At 66.3% G+C, this 14,804-nt stretch carries 11 protein-coding genes; 4 read left to right on the forward strand and 7 right to left on the reverse strand.

What is annotated here, in order from left to right:
* Nucleotides 1–3: 3 nt before the first annotated feature.
* On the reverse strand, nt 4–939 hold the full coding sequence (gene coxB, locus PV764_RS11660; protein ID WP_421116654.1) for a cytochrome c oxidase subunit II: 936 nt from the start codon (nt 937–939) through the stop codon (nt 4–6).
* Between the two features lie 11 nt (nt 940–950).
* Nucleotides 951–1,427: a DUF2244 domain-containing protein gene (locus tag PV764_RS11665; protein WP_019185999.1), complete on the reverse strand. Its 477-nt coding sequence runs from the start codon at nt 1,425–1,427 to the stop codon at nt 951–953.
* Nucleotides 1,428–1,703: 276 nt separating this feature from the next.
* Here PV764_RS11665 and putA point away from each other — a divergent pair, with 276 nt between their 5' ends.
* On the forward strand, nt 1,704–4,943 hold the full coding sequence (gene putA, locus PV764_RS11670) for a bifunctional proline dehydrogenase/L-glutamate gamma-semialdehyde dehydrogenase PutA (RefSeq protein ID WP_421116655.1): 3,240 nt from the start codon (nt 1,704–1,706) through the stop codon (nt 4,941–4,943).
* A 92-nt stretch (nt 4,944–5,035) separates the two neighbouring features.
* On the opposite strand, the gene PV764_RS11675 is transcribed toward putA, so the two are convergent.
* On the reverse strand, nt 5,036–5,680 hold the full coding sequence (locus PV764_RS11675; protein WP_421116656.1) for a hypothetical protein: 645 nt from the start codon (nt 5,678–5,680) through the stop codon (nt 5,036–5,038).
* 184 nt (nt 5,681–5,864) lie between these two features.
* On the reverse strand, nt 5,865–7,208 hold the full coding sequence (locus PV764_RS11680) for an outer membrane protein transport protein (RefSeq protein ID WP_421116657.1): 1,344 nt from the start codon (nt 7,206–7,208) through the stop codon (nt 5,865–5,867).
* 226 nt (nt 7,209–7,434) lie between these two features.
* Here PV764_RS11680 and PV764_RS11685 point away from each other — a divergent pair, with 226 nt between their 5' ends.
* Complete coding sequence (locus PV764_RS11685) at nt 7,435–8,127, forward strand: rhomboid family intramembrane serine protease (protein WP_019186003.1); 693 nt, start codon at nt 7,435–7,437, stop codon at nt 8,125–8,127.
* Between the two features lie 22 nt (nt 8,128–8,149).
* Here PV764_RS11685 and PV764_RS11690 read toward each other — a convergent pair whose 3' ends face one another.
* The 3 genes from PV764_RS11690 to PV764_RS11700 all read right to left on the reverse strand — a co-directional run bounded on the left by PV764_RS11690 (nt 8,150) and on the right by PV764_RS11700 (nt 11,432).
* Nucleotides 8,150–8,584, reverse strand: a complete 435-nt coding sequence (locus PV764_RS11690; protein WP_019186004.1) for a hypothetical protein — start codon at nt 8,582–8,584, stop codon at nt 8,150–8,152.
* Between the two features lie 21 nt (nt 8,585–8,605).
* Nucleotides 8,606–10,087 carry a S41 family peptidase gene (locus PV764_RS11695; protein ID WP_019186005.1) on the reverse strand — a complete coding sequence of 494 codons (1,482 nt, stop codon included), beginning with the start codon at nt 10,085–10,087 and terminating at the stop codon, nt 8,606–8,608.
* A gap of 127 nt (nt 10,088–10,214) precedes the next feature.
* Nucleotides 10,215–11,432, reverse strand: a complete 1,218-nt coding sequence (locus tag PV764_RS11700) for a peptidoglycan DD-metalloendopeptidase family protein (protein ID WP_265183204.1) — start codon at nt 11,430–11,432, stop codon at nt 10,215–10,217.
* 205 nt (nt 11,433–11,637) lie between these two features.
* Between PV764_RS11700 and PV764_RS11705 the strand changes: the two genes are divergently transcribed.
* Both PV764_RS11705 and PV764_RS11710 read left to right on the forward strand, forming a co-directional pair.
* Nucleotides 11,638–12,300: a hypothetical protein gene (locus PV764_RS11705; RefSeq protein ID WP_019186007.1), complete on the forward strand. Its 663-nt coding sequence runs from the start codon at nt 11,638–11,640 to the stop codon at nt 12,298–12,300.
* A gap of 54 nt (nt 12,301–12,354) precedes the next feature.
* Nucleotides 12,355–14,085 (forward strand): M28 family metallopeptidase, encoded by a 1,731-nt coding sequence (locus PV764_RS11710; RefSeq protein WP_026070220.1) that lies wholly within the window; start codon nt 12,355–12,357, stop codon nt 14,083–14,085.
* Nucleotides 14,086–14,804: the final 719 nt, after the last annotated feature.

The following is a 14,804-nucleotide window of genomic DNA, read 5'->3' on the forward strand; positions in this document are numbered from 1 at the left end:
ATTTCAGGCGTTGCTGTCTGTTGCTGCCGCGGCCGGCTCGCTGGCCGGTGACGGAGTGGCCTCGGCCGGGACCGCCGGTGCCGGTGCCGGGGCAGCCTCCGGTGCAGGGGCCGGCGCAGGCTTCTTGGAGGCGAGCCATTTCTGGTAATCCTCCTTGGAGACCGCCTCGACCACGATCGGCATGAAGCCGTGATCCTTGCCACACAGTTCGGCGCACTGACCGCGGTACACGCCGGGCTGCTCGATGTTGGTCCAGGCCTCGTTGATGAAGCCGGGAATCGCATCCTGCTTCCAGCCCAGCGCCGGCACCCACCATGCATGGATGACGTCGTCGGAGGTGATTACGAAGCGCACCTTGGTATCGACCGGCAGTACCAGGCGGTTGTCGACATCCAGCAGGTAATGCGGATGGCTGTCGCGGGTCGGCACCACGCCACTCTGGCGGACACGGTCGGACTCACGGTCCAGGCGGCTGGTGAAGCTGACGTTCTCGCCGAGGTATTCGTACTTCCACATCCACTGATATCCGGTGACCTTGACGGTCATTTCCGAATCGCGGGTGTCGTAGAACTTGATCAGATTGGCCGTGGCCGGCCAGGCCATCACCACCAGGATGATCACCGGGATCACGGTCCAGATGACCTCGGCCTTGGTGTTGTGGCTGAAGGTGGCGGCGACCGCGCCCTTGGATTTGCGGAACTTGAAGATCGCGTAGAACAGCGCGCCGAATACCAGCACCCCGATCACGGTACAGACCCACAGCGAAAACAGGTTGGACTCCCACGCCAACCGCGAGCTCTGGGTCACCCCCTTGCCCATGTTCAATTGCCACGGTTTGGGGTCGGCCGCCTGGGCCCACGCCATGGCCGGCGCCAGCAGCGCGGCCCCGCTCAACACTGACTTCCCGAACGTCCTGCCCCACTTTCTGCATTGCTTCATTGCCTAGACCCTTAGCGTCGTCGGTTGCGGCCGTCAGTGGCCGCGAGCAAGCCTTCTAGTTTCTGAGCCAGTACCTGGCGTTCGGCCGGTGCGAGGAAGCTCCCCACGTCCACCTGCCTACCGCTGGATGCCAGCCGGACTCTGCGTTCGTCGGCGATCAGCCTCACCCAGTGCGGGTGGGCGCTGAACACCGGCGAATGCCCGGGTGCGGGAATCACTTCCACGCACGCCGGCACTACCCGGATCTCTTCCTGCCGTTCTCCACTGCGCCACACCGTGCGCAGCGCCACTGCCAGCAACACGCTGTACAGCAGAGCAAACACGGGGGCGAATACGTTGCCGGTGAACCAGCCCAGGCCGGCCGCCAGCCACATCACCCCCGCCAACACTGCAAACAACAGGACGAACTGCCGGGCATCGAGCGCCCGTGGGGGACGCAGCCGCAGTTGCGTCCCTGATCCGTCCGGAGCGATGAGCACCTCGATCATGTCGCAATCGCGTTTTTCCTGCCGCGGGAAACGTCTCGATGGTAGCCCCGCTCTCCAGCGAGTAGCAAGGGTCCATTCACAGTTTCAGGAATGTTGCAACACAGCATCGGCTGCGGCGGCCGTTTTGACGAAATCGGCACAATAAATACCAGCCGGGTCGAATCCGCCGAATCCCCCTGTATGAAAGGCTATGCGCCGCATGGGCGCAGCCACGGAAAGCACTTGACTCCCCCAAAAAACGATTAAAATGGTCAAGTTCTCCACGAGCCGACCGGCATGACTGCATCCTCTGTCCTTCCCCCTGCCCCGGCATCGTCCGGCGCCGCCCGCCCGCCGCTGCTCTCTCCTGAGCTGCCGGCCGTTCCCAACGCGTTCCGCCAGGCGATCACCGATGCCTGGTTGAAGAACGAGGCCACCCATGTGCGCGAGCTGCTGGAGCAGGCGCGCCTTCCCGCCGCCGAACAGGCCAGGGTGCAGGCCACCGCCGCCGACCTGGTCAAGCGGGTGCGCGTGCGTGCCCAGGACCAGGGCGCGATCGAAGCCTTCATGCGCCAGTACGATCTGGGCAGCGAGGAAGGCGTGCTGCTGATGTGCGTGGCCGAAGCGCTGCTGCGCATTCCGGACCAGGAGACGGCCGACAAGCTGATCCGCGACAAGCTCGGCGATGCGGACTGGAAGAAGCACATGGGCGGCAGCGACTCGGTGCTGGTCAACGCCTCCACCTGGGGCCTGATGCTGACCGGCCGCCTGGTCCAGATCAACGATGCCACCCGCGCCGATGTGCCGGGCGCGTTCAAGCGCCTGATCGGTCGCGTGGGTGAGCCGGTGATCCGCCTGGCAGTGCGCCAGGCGATGAAGATCATGGGCCACCAGTTCGTCATGGGCCGCACCATCGACGAAGCGCTGTCGCGCTCGCACAAGGGCGACAACGCCAGCTACCGCTATTCGTTCGACATGCTCGGCGAAGGCGCGCTGACCATGAAGGACGCCAAGCGTTACCTGGAGGATTACCGTCGCGCGATCCACTCGATCGGCGGTGACCACAAGGCACGCGGCGGCCGCCCGGACGGCGATGTCAATTCGGCACCGGGCATCTCGATCAAGCTCTCCGCGCTGTACCCGCGCTACGAGCATGCCAAGCGCGCACGCGTGATGGCCGACCTGGTGCCGGGCGTACTGGAACTGGCTCAGCTGGCCAAGTCCTACGGCATCGGCTGCACCGTCGATGCCGAAGAGACCGACCGCCTGGAGCTGTCGCTGGACATCATCGAGACGGTGGTCAGCGATGCCTCGCTCGCCGGTTGGGAAGGCTTCGGCGTGGTCGTGCAGTCGTACCAGAAGCGCACTCCGTACACGATCGACTACCTGGCCGATCTGGCCCGCCGCATCGGTCGTCGCCTGCAGGTACGCCTGGTCAAGGGCGCGTACTGGGATGCGGAAATCAAGCGTGCGCAGATCGAGGGCCTGCCGGCGTACCCGGTGTTCACCCGCAAGCAGAACACCGACGTGTCCTACCTGGCCTGTGCCAAGCGTCTGTTCACGCACAGCGATGCGATCTACCCGATGTTCGCCACCCACAACGCGCACACCATCGCGGCCGTGCAGGCGATCGCCAAGGGCGGCCAGTACGAGCATCAGAAGCTGCACGGCATGGGCGATGACCTGTATGCCGAAGTGGTGCCGGCCGACCGTCTGAACGTGCCGTGCCGCGTGTACGCGCCGGTCGGTTCGCATGAAGACCTGCTGCCGTACCTGGTGCGCCGCCTGCTCGAAAACGGCGCTAATTCCAGCTTCGTCAACCGCATCACCGACGAGAACGTGGCCATCGACGACCTGATCCGCGATCCGGTGGACGTGGTCTCCTCGTTCGCGTCCATCCCGCATCCGAAAATCCCGCTGCCGGTCGATCTGCTGCGCAGCCAGAACCATGACAGGAAAAACTCCATGGGCGTCAATCTCGCCAACGACAACGATCTGCGCGCTCTGGCCGAGCAGCTCAACGCGGCCGTGCCCGCGCCGGGTAAGAGCGGGTGGCACGCCGCGCCGCTGGTGCCCGGTGCCAGCCCGACCGCTGCGCTGTTGAACGTGACCAACCCGGCCGACACCCGCCAGGTCGTCGGCCAGTGGCAGCCGGCCGACAGTGCCACCGTGGAGAAGGCCCTGGCCAACGCCATGGCCGCGCAGCCGGCCTGGAACCGCACCCCGGCCGCCAGCCGCGCCGCGATCCTGGAACACGCGGCGGACCAGCTCGAGGCGCGCCTGCCGGAGTTCATGGCACTGTGCGTCAAGGAAGCCGGCAAGAGCCTGCCCGACGGTATTGCCGAAGTGCGCGAAGCGGTCGACTTCCTGCGCTATTACGCCAAGCAGGCACGCGAGCAGTTCGGCCATGCCGAAAAGCTGCCGAGCCCGACCGGTGAATCCAACGAACTGCAGCTGCATGGCCGCGGTGTGTTCGTCTGCATCAGCCCGTGGAACTTCCCGCTGGCGATCTTCCTGGGCCAGGTCAGCGCTGCGCTCGCCGCAGGCAACAGCGTGATCGCCAAGCCGGCCGAACAGACCAACCTGATCGGCTACTACGCGGTGAAGCTGCTGCTCGACGCCGGCGTGCCCGAAGGCGTTGTGCAGTTCCTGCCGGGCGACGGTGCGACCGTCGGCGCCGCCCTGACCGCCGACCCGCGCGTGGCCGGCGTGGCCTTCACCGGCTCGACCGATACCGCCCGTGCGATCAACCGTGCGATGGCCGCGCGCGACGCCGCGATCGGTGTGCTGATCGCCGAAACCGGCGGCCAGAACGCCTTCATCGCCGACTCCTCGGCGCTGCCGGAGCAGCTGGTCAAGGACGCGATCGGGTCGGCCTTCACCTCGGCCGGCCAGCGCTGCTCGGCCGCGCGCGTGCTGTTCGTGCAGGACGACATCGCCGACAAGGTGATGACCATGCTGTCCGGCGCGATGGCCGAGCTGAAGGTCGGTGACCCGGGCCTGCTCTCCACGGACGTCGGCCCGGTGATCGATGCCGATGCCCTGCAGATCCTCAAGGATCACGCGGTGCGCATGGAGAAGGAAGCGCGCCTGATCGCCGCCGCCTCGCTGAGCGACGAAGCGGCACACGGCACCTTCTTCGCACCGCGTGCTTACGAGCTGAAGAACCTGGACCAGCTGCACAAGGAAATCTTCGGGCCGGTGCTGCACGTGATCCGCTGGAAGGGCGATCAGCTCGACGCGGTGATCGACCAGATCAATGCGACCGGCTACGGCCTGACCCTGGGCGTGCATTCGCGCATCGATGAAACCGTCGACCGCATCTCCTCGCGCATCAATGTCGGCAACGTGTACGTCAACCGCAACCAGATCGGCGCGGTGGTCGGCGTGCAGCCGTTCGGCGGCCAGGGCCTGTCCGGTACCGGCCCGAAAGCCGGCGGTCCGCACTACCTGCTGCGCTTCGCCACCGAAAAGACCGTCACCGTGAACACCACGGCAGCCGGCGGCAATGCCTCGCTGCTGACCCTGGGCGACTGATTCCAGCGCACATGCGTTGAACGAAAAACCCCGCGAAAGCGGGGTTTTTTGTGGCCTGGAAGCTGGCACAGATTGCCGGCCAGCGGCCGGCACTACTGCTCGATGGACTCGATCTCATCGCGCATCAGCAGTTCGCTGCCCATGTAGCGCTCGAACTTGATGCGGCCGAAGCCGGCGGCGTGCCACGCCTCGATACGGTTGTCTTCGAAGGTCGCCGTGACATGGCAGGTATCCTTGAACGTCCGCGGCTGGTCGCCGACTTCCGTCTCCAGATCTTCGAAGCCGACGAAGGTGTAATCGGAGAAGCCGTCGTAGTCGATCGGCTCGACCGTCTCGTCGACATGGTTCGTGCGCTCGCCCTTGCCGTTGACCTCGAACCGATCGCCTGGCTTGGCGCTCTGCGGGAACGTCGGCGCGGGCTTGAAGATGTCGGTCATCACCGGCCTGGACGCGTCGCCACCCCAAGCGGAAATGCCCAGGCGCTCCTGGCCGAGAAGCTGGCGCCCGCTGGCGTCGTAATAGCTGGCCGTGCCAACCCCACCACCGGCGCTGCTCACCTTGATCGCCTCCTGCCCGGCGAACGTGGCCTTCTCGATGGTCAGCGTTTCATCGCTGCTGGACCACGACAGGCCCGGGGTCAAGGTAAAACAGGCGGCGAACTCCGGCGCGGCGATGGCGGGCAGCGAGAGACCGGCCAGGCCAAGAGCAAGCGTGGAGCGCAGCAGCAGAGACGACATATACAGATCCTTGTCAGTAGGCACGGGACGGCAGGGGCGCAGTCCGGGCGGGGATTGTACGTCGTCATCGCGGATCCCACCGTGCTGCGGCAGTCGATCCGCAAGCGCCTCAACGCGACCAACAAAAAACCCCGCTTTCGCGGGGTTTTCTGCTGCTGCGTTCAACCGTTCAGTGCTGCGTCGATCAGAACTTGTAGTTGAACGACGCGGCCAGCACGTCGCCACGGACCTTGTACTTGCCGTTGAGCGAGTTGCCCTGGTTGTTGGTGGTGCCACCGATGATCACGTCCGGATCCTTGGTGAACAGGTGGGTGTAACCGAAGTTGTATTCGGTGTTCGCCGACGGGGTCCAGCCCACGCCCAGCGACAGCCACTTGCGGCTGGTATCGGGCACGCGCACGTCGCGGTGAGCGTTGGTGGTCGGGGTCTGGTCCAGCGCGATACCGCCACGCAGGGTCACCGTGTCGCTCAGCTTGAAATCGGTACCCAGCGAAACGAAGGTCGTATCGCGGTAGCCGAACTCCAGCACCGAATCGGGCTGCGCCGACGCGAAGTCGATGGTGAACTGGTCGAACGCGGTCGACCAGGCAGTGCGGGTGACATCACCCATCACGGTCCAGCGGTCGTTGACGTTGTGGGTGACGCTCAGGGTAGCCGAGGCCGGCAGGGTCAGCGTGGCCTTGCCCGAGGTGCTCACGAAGCGGCCCGGCTGGGCGACGGCCAGCACGGCAGCAGCGTTCTGCGGCACATCGAAGGTGGCATCGCCGCCGGTGATCTTGTGCTCGACCTTGGAACGGTAGCTGATGCCGATGTGGGTGTTTTCATCGGGGCTGAACAAGCCACCGACGGTCCAGCCCACGGCATTGTTGTCACCTTCCACGGTCAACTTGCCGTCGGCGCTGCCCGGGGCAAAGCCCGGCACGCGCGACTGCGCCAGCGCGGTGCCGAAGTCGATCTGGTTGCTCAGCTCGATCGTCAGGTGCTCGACGAACACGGACGCACCGAAGGACACGTACGGGTTGACGTCATACGAAGCCGCGAAGCCCAGGTCGATGGCCTTCATGTCGGTCTTCAGGCCGCTGTAACGGCCGACCCAGCCATTGTCGTAATCGGTCTTGAAGCCGAACGGGGCGGTCAGCGAGACGCCGAAGTGGGCCTTTTCGCCGATCGGCATATGGAAGTAGGCGGCCGGAACCGGGGCGATCATGCCGGCGTCGCCGCCGTCACCGCCGGTCTGCGGCTGGCCGGTCGGCTTGCGGCCGGTGCCCTTGAACTTGGCCGAGAAGCTGATGGCGCTCAGGTCGCCCTGGACCTGCATGCCCTCGAGCTGGCGCATGCCGGCCGGGTTGACGGCCATGATCGAGGCGTCGCCGGCGGCGCTGCCGGAACCGGCGAAGGCGCGGCCGAGGCCCTTGGCGCTGTTTTCCTTCAGCTGGAAGGCGGCAGCGTGGACGTGGCCCACGGCCAGGACACCGGCAATGCCGACGGCCAGGGCGGTGACGCGGGCAAGAGTGGAAGCGGTATGCATTGTTGGTTCTCTCCGGAAAGCGGTGATGTTGGCAACGCGCGCCTGCGCCGCCCCTCCCCTTGATGGGTCAGGACAACGCGCCGGATTCCCCTCCCGACATACGACGCCGTATCCGAGTATACCGAGAGCGGTTAATGAAACAATAACGTGCGTCGCCCTTGTGGCTATTCATGCTGAACACGACATATCCCCGTCAGGTCAGCCTCCGCGCTAGGCTAGTGCCCGCATGTTCGTGTCGACCCCCTCCCGCAAGAAAGCCGCCTACCGCTGGGCCACCCCCCTGCTGTTCGCGGCGCTGTGGGTCGCGTTCCTGTGGTCGATCTCCCGGCCGGACGACGCCCGGCGCAGCCTGTGGATGGACTGGGGCGCGCTTTCCACCGGCCTGACCCACCCGCTGGACTGGTGGGCGACCCTGCAGGACGGCAGCGTGCTGCGGCTGTTCACCGCGCTGTTCCTGCATGCGGACTGGTCGCACCTGCTGGGCAACCTGGTGTTCCTGCTGATCTTCGGGCTGCCGGCCGAGCGCGTGCTGGGCCCATGGCGGCTGATGCTGCTGTTCCTGGTCGGCGGGGCGATTTCGAATCTGACCGCGATCTACACCATGGGCAGCCCGGACCAGATCATCATCGGGGCCAGCGGCGCGGTGTCGGCCCTGATCGGCGCCTATCTGGCGCTGTTCCCGGGCGCGCGGCTGGGCGTGGTGATTCCGCTGGGCCTGTTCCTGGAATTCGTGCGTGCGCCGGCCTATCTGCTGATCGGTGTCTGGGCGGCGCTGCAGGTGGTCTTCGCCTACATCGGCCCGACCTTCGGCATGGTCGCCTGGTGGGCGCACATCGCCGGCTTCGTGTTTGGGCTCGGCTATGGCGTGTATGTGCGTGCGGCGATCGCGCGGCGGCTGCGCAAGCGGCACGGGTTTTGATATCGGGGACGGCGCGTTCGCGTCAGTCCGAGCGAGAGACAGCCCCCGAGGGGTCCAGCGAAGCGATCAGCAATTCGTTGTGATGCGTATCGAAAACTAGCGTGCGCCCATCTGGCGACGCAACGAAGTACTCGAAGAACGGTAGTGCTTCCAGCAACGCGATGAGCTCATCCCGACCCAGCACCCACATCGGCCAAGGCGCGGGTTCCTCGTCGGTTGCGACCAGCACTACTTCTTCCAGTGGCAGCGCAGTCAGCACTTCGTTGAGGAGAGCCAATCCGCTGCCATCTTCATACGGCATCCTGCGGGGCGGGCGGGAGAGCCCGGCCCACCAGTAGACGCGATCGCCATCGATGCCATGGAGCGCGGCCACAGTGCCCAATTGCATTGCCCTCTCGTCTTCGGATAGCGCGGCGGAGCGGGTCAATGCCGCGATCTGATCAAACAGGTCCGTCATGGCGAGTACTGGGTGGCTTGGTCAGGGCTTGATCGGTGCCGTCGAGGCCGGAGCTTCCGGCTCGGCCGGTGCGGGCGTAGCCGGTGCAGCCGCAGGCTGTTCGGCTGGCTTCGTATCTGCCGGCTTTGCCTCTACTGGCTTGACCGCTGCCGCTGACGGCTTGGCCGCCGGCTTCTTCGCCGCCTCCGCCTTCTGCCTGGCCAGCACCGAACCCGGTTGCTTCAACTCGGCCAGGGCATCGTTGATCGGACCATCGCCCGGCAGCACGTCACCGGCCTTGTAGCCTTCGGTGCCTTCCTCGTCACCGCGCAGGTGCCCGGGCAGCGTGGCTTCGCTGTAGTCGGTCAGGCTGGCCGGCAGGTCGTCATCGCCAGCACGCTTTTCCGGCTGCAGCAGCACATCGGGAATGATGCCGGTGGCCTGGATCGACTTGCCGCTCGGCGTGAAATACCGCGCGGTGGTGAGTTTCACCGAGTCCCCGTTGTCCAGCGGCAGTACGGTCTGCACCGAGCCCTTGCCGAAGGTGCGGCTGCCGACCACGCGCGCGCGGCCGTTGTCGCGCAGGGCGCCGGCCAGCACCTCGGAGGCACTGGCCGAGCCGGCGTCGGCCAGCACCACGACCGGCGCGCCCTTGAGCAGATCGCCCGGCGTTGCATCGAAACGGGCATCGCTGATCGAGATGCGGCCACGGGTACTGACGATGTTGCCCTTCTCGAGCAGGTCGTCGGCTACCTGCACCGCGGCGGTCAGCAGGCCACCCGGGTTGCTGCGCAGGTCCAGCACCAGCCCCTTGAGCTTGCCACCAGCCTGCTGCTGCAACTGGGCAACGTGCTTCTGGAAATCGGCACCGGTGTCGGCCTGGAAGGTGCTCAGGCGGATGTAGCCGTAACCGGGTTCAAGCATCCGGCTGCGCACGCTGGTCACGCGGATGGTCTCGCGGGTGACGCTGACATCGAACGGCTTGGGCTTGCCTTCGCGCACCAGGGTCAGCACGACCTTGGTGCCGGCCACGCCGCGCAGCGGCTCGGTAGCCTCGATCGCACTGATCGGCTTGCCGTCGATGGCGATGATCAGGTCGCCAGCAAGGATGCCCGCGCGTGCGGCCGGGGTGTCGTCGATCGGCGAGATCACTTTCAGGCTGCTGTTGTCGGGCTGCTGCTGCAGCTCCACGCCGATGCCGTCGTAGGCGCCGTTGGCCTGCTCATCGAAGGCTTCGGCGTCTTCCTTGTCGAAATAGGTGCTGTGCGGATCCAGATCCAGCAGCAGGCCACGGATGGCGGACTGCATGAGCTTCTTGTCATCGACCGGGTCGACGTAGGCGGCGCGCACCGCGTTGTACACGGCCACATAGCGGCGGATCTCTTCCAACGGAACCCGTGAGGTCACCGCTTCTTCCGTGGTGGCCGCATCGGCCCCGCGTGCCGGCGCTTCGGCGGTCTGCTGCGCCCAGGACACCGCGGGCAACAGGGCCAGCAGCAAGGTGGCGGAACGGGCTACGCGCATGAAGCACTCCAGGATGAGCGGGGGACGGTTGAGCCACGCACCGGGGTGCGTCGCCCGATTATGCGCGAAGCGACGATAAATTCCCGTTGAACCCCGCCCCTGGCGGTGCGCTGCTGTTGTGCGCGGTTTATCGCCGCTGCAGCCAGCTGCCCGGGTCGACCGGCTGGCCATTGCGGCGCAGCTCGAAGTACAGCGCGGTCACGCCCTGCCCACCCGAGTTGCCGACCTTGGCCACGGCCTCACCCTTCTTCACCGTGGCGCCGGCATCGCGCAGCAGGGTGTCGTTGTGGGCGTACAGGCTCATGTAGCCGTTGCCGTGGTCGACGATCAGGATCATGCCGTAGCCGGTCATCCAGTCGGAGAACACCACGGTGCCATCGGCGACGGCGGTGATCGTGCTGCCCGCTGGCGCGCCGATCAGCACGCCGCTGCTGGTGCGGCCATCAGGCAGCTTGCCGCCATAGCGGGCGAGCAGATTGCCGGACAGCGGCCAGCCCAGGCCGCCCACCTTCGGGGCCGGTGCGGAAGCGACCGCAGGGGGTGTCTTGGTCGCCCGCGGCGGCGGCCGCGTGCCACTGGCGGCAGCAGCGCGATCAGCCTTCTCGGCAGCGGCTTTTTCCGCAGCGGCCCGGCGCGCGGCAGCGCGACGTTCCGCCTCGGCACGTGCAGCGGCGGCACGCAGATTCGCGAGCAGCGTTTCCAGTGCCTTGGCGTCCTGGCCCAGCGCCTTCTCACGCTCGCTGCGGTCCTTGTAGCGCTCATCCAGCGTGGCAACCGTGGCCGCCCGCTCGCGGCGGTCATCGGCCAACGTGGCCACCTGCTGTTTCTGCTGTTGGCGGGTGCCTTCCAGCGCCTTGCGCCGCTCGACGATCTCCGCCTCCACGCGCTGCAGTTCGGTGAGGTCGGCCGTCAGCGACTGGATCCGCTGCGCGCGCTCGCGCTGCAGGTAGCGGTGGTAGGCCAGGCTGCGGTTCGCATCGGCAACACGGTCCTGCGACAGCAGCAGCTTCAGCGGTGCGTTGTTGCCGATGCGATAGGCCGCGCGCAGCAGCGAGGCCAGCTCCGTGCGCTGCTGTTCCAGCCCGGCCTGCAGCGCATCGCGCTTGGCCTGCAGTTCGTTCATGGCGCGGGTTTCGCGCTGCAGCGCGGTTTCGGTCTGGGCCAGTACGCGCCCGGTGCGGGCCACCTTCTCATCGGCTTCGCGCAGCTGGCGCGATGCCTGCCCACGCTGGCCTTCCAGCGTCCGCCGTTCCTGGGCCACGCCCTTGAGCTCGCTGCGCAGCTTCTGCAGCTTGCGCTCGGCCTCCTTGGACGATTGCGCGGCCAGCGGGCTGGCGCCGAGCATGGCCACTGCCAGCACGAGGGCACGCAACGCCGGGCTCAGCCACTGCGTGCGACCGCGTCCATCGGTCGGATTGTTATCCCGGCGTGAGGAAAAGGCGTTGTGGCGCAAGGGCTTTCCAGTGACTTCAGGCAGATGCGGATTGCAACGATGCATGGTGACATTCCTGCAGGCGGCCTGCCAGCCGCGCTCCACCATCGAGGTTCCCATGAAACGCTCCCTGCTCCCGCTGCTGCTGGCCCTGACGCTGCCCTGTGCGCCGGGCTTGGCGAGCGACAACATCAGCAAGGTCAACGGCAGCATCTCCGCCGAAGCCGGTCAGACCTACGGCAATCTGGAGACCGTCAACGGCGGCATCAAGGTCGCCGAAGGCGCTGTGACGGGTCGTATCGAAACCGTCAACGGCGGCATCCGCGTGGCTGATCGCGCGCGCACCGGGGGAATATCCACGGTCAACGGCAGCGTGCGGGTCGGACGCGAAGTGATTGCCAGCGGCGGCGTGGACACCGTCAACGGCGGCATCTTCCTGGACCGTGGTACCCAGATCGACGGCAGCCTTGAAACCGTCAACGGCAGCATCGGCCTGGTCGAAACGCGCGTGGCGCGCGGCATCGAGACCGTCAACGGAGACATCACCGTTGGCGTGGGCTCGCAGGTGGAGGGCGGGATCGAGGTCAAGAAACCGAACTTCAACCTGTCGCTGACGCCCGGCCGCAAGCCGCGCGTGATCATCGGCCCGAACGCGTCGGTCAACGGACCGCTGCAGTTCGAGCGCGAGGTCACCCTGTACGTGCACCGCACGGCCCGCGTCGGACCGGTCAGTGGCGCGGTGGCCGTTCCCTTCGATACCGACACCGCACCGCAGGATTGATATTGTGGCTGTTGGTGCCGCGCGGACCCGCCTTTCCCGTTCCAGGAACCGATGATGCCCCGCAAACTTCTGTTGTGCCTTGCCGCTGCCGCTGCGTTGACCGCGTGCAAGGGCGAATCCGCCGCGCCCACCGCGGCCCCCGCCACCGACGCGGCACCGACCGCGCCGGGCCATGCGTTCTCGCCCGAGATCAATGCCGGCGACTTCGCCGAGCTGGTCAAGACCCTGGCCTCGGATGAGTTCGAAGGCCGTTCGCCCGGCAGCAAGGGCGAAGAGTTGACCGTCAATTACATCCGCGACCAGATGCAGCGCATCGGCCTGCAGCCGGGCAACGGCGACAGCTGGTTCCAGGACGTGGCGATGACCGAGACCACCGCCGATGAGTCGACCGTGCTCAAGCTGGACCAGGCCGGCAAGACCCGCGAGCTGAGGTTCGGCACCGACATGGTGATCGGCACCCGCAGCGGCCAGCCGGAGGTAAAGGTACAGGACAGCGATCTGGTGTTCGTGGGCTACGGTGTGGACGCACCGGAGCAGAAGTGGAACGACTATGCCGGCCAGGACTGGAAGGGCAAGACCGTCGTGATGTTCGTCAACGACCCGGGCTTCCACGTCAACGACGAGAAGCTGTTCGACGGCAAGCGCATGACCTATTACGGCCGCTGGACCTACAAGTTCGAGGAGGCCGCACGCAAGGGCGCTGCTGCCGCACTGATCGTGCACGACACCGCCGGTGCGTCGTACGGCTGGGATGTGGTCAAGAACTCGTGGGCCGGCCCGCAGTACGACCTGCCGGCCAAGGATGATCCGGAAGCGCGCCTGCCCGCACAGGGCTGGTTGAGCGCCGAGGCCGCGCGTCAGTTGTTCGCCGAGGCCGGCCTGGACCTGGACAAGGCCTACAAGGATGCCAGCAAGCGCGGCTTCAAGCCGGTCCCGCTGAAGGCCAAGGTGTCCTTCGACCTGAAGAGCACCATCGCCGAGAAGAAGTCGCGCAACGTGGTCGGCGTCCTGCCCGGCAGCAAGCGCGCCGACGAGGCCGTGCTGTACATGGCGCACTGGGATCACCTGGGCAAGCACGAGGGTGAGCAGGGCGACAACATCTACAACGGTGCCGTCGACAACGCGACCGGCGTGGCCGGCATCCTGGAAGTCGCTGACGCGATGGTCCACCAGCAGCCGGCACCGGAGCGTTCGGTGGTGTTCCTGGCGGTGACGCTGGAAGAGTCCGGCCTGCTCGGCTCGAAGTACTACGTCAGCCACCCGACCTTCCCGCTGGACAAGATCGCCGGCGTGATCAACATCGATGCGATGTCGGTGGCCGGCCGCGCCAAGGACATGACCGTGACCGGTTTCGGCAGCTCCGAGCTGGAGGACATCCTCAAGCCGCTGGCCGCGAATCAGGGCCGCACCCTGCACGGCGAGACCGCGGTACAGAGCGGCTTCTACTTCCGTTCGGATCATTTCAACTTCGCCAAGGCGGGCGTGCCGGCGCTGTATGCCGACGGTGGTGAGGATCTGCGCGACGGCGGTGTCGAGGCTGGCCGCAAGGCGGCCGAAGACTACGGCAGCCACCGTTACCACGGCCCCAAGGATGAGTTCGATCCGGCCACCTGGAAGCTGGACGGCACGGTCGAGGACCTGCAGCTGCTGTACGGGGTTGGCAAGGAACTGGCCGGCGGCGATCGTTGGCCGAACTGGTACGAAGGCAATCCGTTCAAGGCGGCCCGCGATGCGATGATGAAGGGCAAGGGCGCTGAGGCGCCGGCCGCGGAGTCTGCGCGCTGAGCGGTCGTTCTTCCTGACGTGATCTCTGTTTCATGAAAACGGCGCCTTTCGGGGCGCCGTTTTTTTTGGGTCTTTTCCTCTCCGCGTGGCGAGTGTGGGCGAGCTGTGCGTCTCTCCAAGTGCAGCGGCGGCTGGGTTGGTCGGGCGTTGGGACGGGATACCCTTGCCGGCGAATGTCCCCCGGGGTCGGCCTGTGGCCGCCCCCTCCTCCTTGATTTCGCCCACAAGGGCATCGCGACCCACGTGTGGAGACCACTGGCGCCGCACAGCAGCAGCGCGATCAGCGAGTGTGGATTGATTTGTCGGTCCTCACACAGCACGCGGAGCGCCGTAGCGGCCGGTAGGCGCCTGGGCAAAATCAAGGAGGAGGGCGTCGCCGTCAGGCGGCGGCCGGGGGACATTTGCCGAGGGGCTGCCGGTCGCTACGGGGGCCTTACGCTCGCGGAAGATGCGAGCGGAGACGCCACCATTCCCAAAACGCAGAACTGCCCAGCGAGACCCGCCGCACTACTACCCAGCGAGACCCGCCGCACTGGCTGCATGACCGTGCTCATCTGCTGTGGCACGTGAAATGAGACGCTCCCATCCGTTGGGAGAAGGACAAAAAAAACCCCGCTGCGTGAGCAGCGGGGTTTTGGGTGTAAACCCTGGCGATGACCTACTCTCGCATGGCTTAGGCCACACTACCATCGGCGCAGCTGCGTTTCACTTCCGAGTTC

The sequence above is a fragment of the Stenotrophomonas sp. AS1 genome (assembly GCF_048957655.1).
GTDB classification, from domain to species: Bacteria; Pseudomonadota; Gammaproteobacteria; order Xanthomonadales; family Xanthomonadaceae; genus Stenotrophomonas; species Stenotrophomonas bentonitica_A.

Bases quoted from the DNA above. Each gene is read 5' to 3' on its own strand.
- PV764_RS11680 (WP_421116657.1), bottom strand. From the start codon at position 7,208: ATGCATACCGCTTCCACTCTTGCCCGCGTCACCGCCCTGGCCGTCGGC.
- PV764_RS11705 (WP_019186007.1), top strand. From the start codon at position 11,638: ATGAAACGCTCCCTGCTCCCGCTGCTGCTGGCCCTGACGCTGCCCTGT.
- PV764_RS11690 (WP_019186004.1), bottom strand. From the start codon at position 8,584: ATGACGGACCTGTTTGATCAGATCGCGGCATTGACCCGCTCCGCCGCG.
- coxB (WP_421116654.1), bottom strand. From the start codon at position 939: ATGAAGCAATGCAGAAAGTGGGGCAGGACGTTCGGGAAGTCAGTGTTG.
- PV764_RS11665 (WP_019185999.1), bottom strand. From the start codon at position 1,427: ATGATCGAGGTGCTCATCGCTCCGGACGGATCAGGGACGCAACTGCGG.
- putA (WP_421116655.1), top strand. From the start codon at position 1,704: ATGACTGCATCCTCTGTCCTTCCCCCTGCCCCGGCATCGTCCGGCGCC.
- PV764_RS11700 (WP_265183204.1), bottom strand. From the start codon at position 11,432: ATGCTCGGCGCCAGCCCGCTGGCCGCGCAATCGTCCAAGGAGGCCGAG.
- PV764_RS11695 (WP_019186005.1), bottom strand. From the start codon at position 10,087: ATGCGCGTAGCCCGTTCCGCCACCTTGCTGCTGGCCCTGTTGCCCGCG.
- PV764_RS11710 (WP_026070220.1), top strand. From the start codon at position 12,355: ATGCCCCGCAAACTTCTGTTGTGCCTTGCCGCTGCCGCTGCGTTGACC.
- PV764_RS11685 (WP_019186003.1), top strand. From the start codon at position 7,435: ATGTTCGTGTCGACCCCCTCCCGCAAGAAAGCCGCCTACCGCTGGGCC.
- PV764_RS11675 (WP_421116656.1), bottom strand. From the start codon at position 5,680: ATGTCGTCTCTGCTGCTGCGCTCCACGCTTGCTCTTGGCCTGGCCGGT.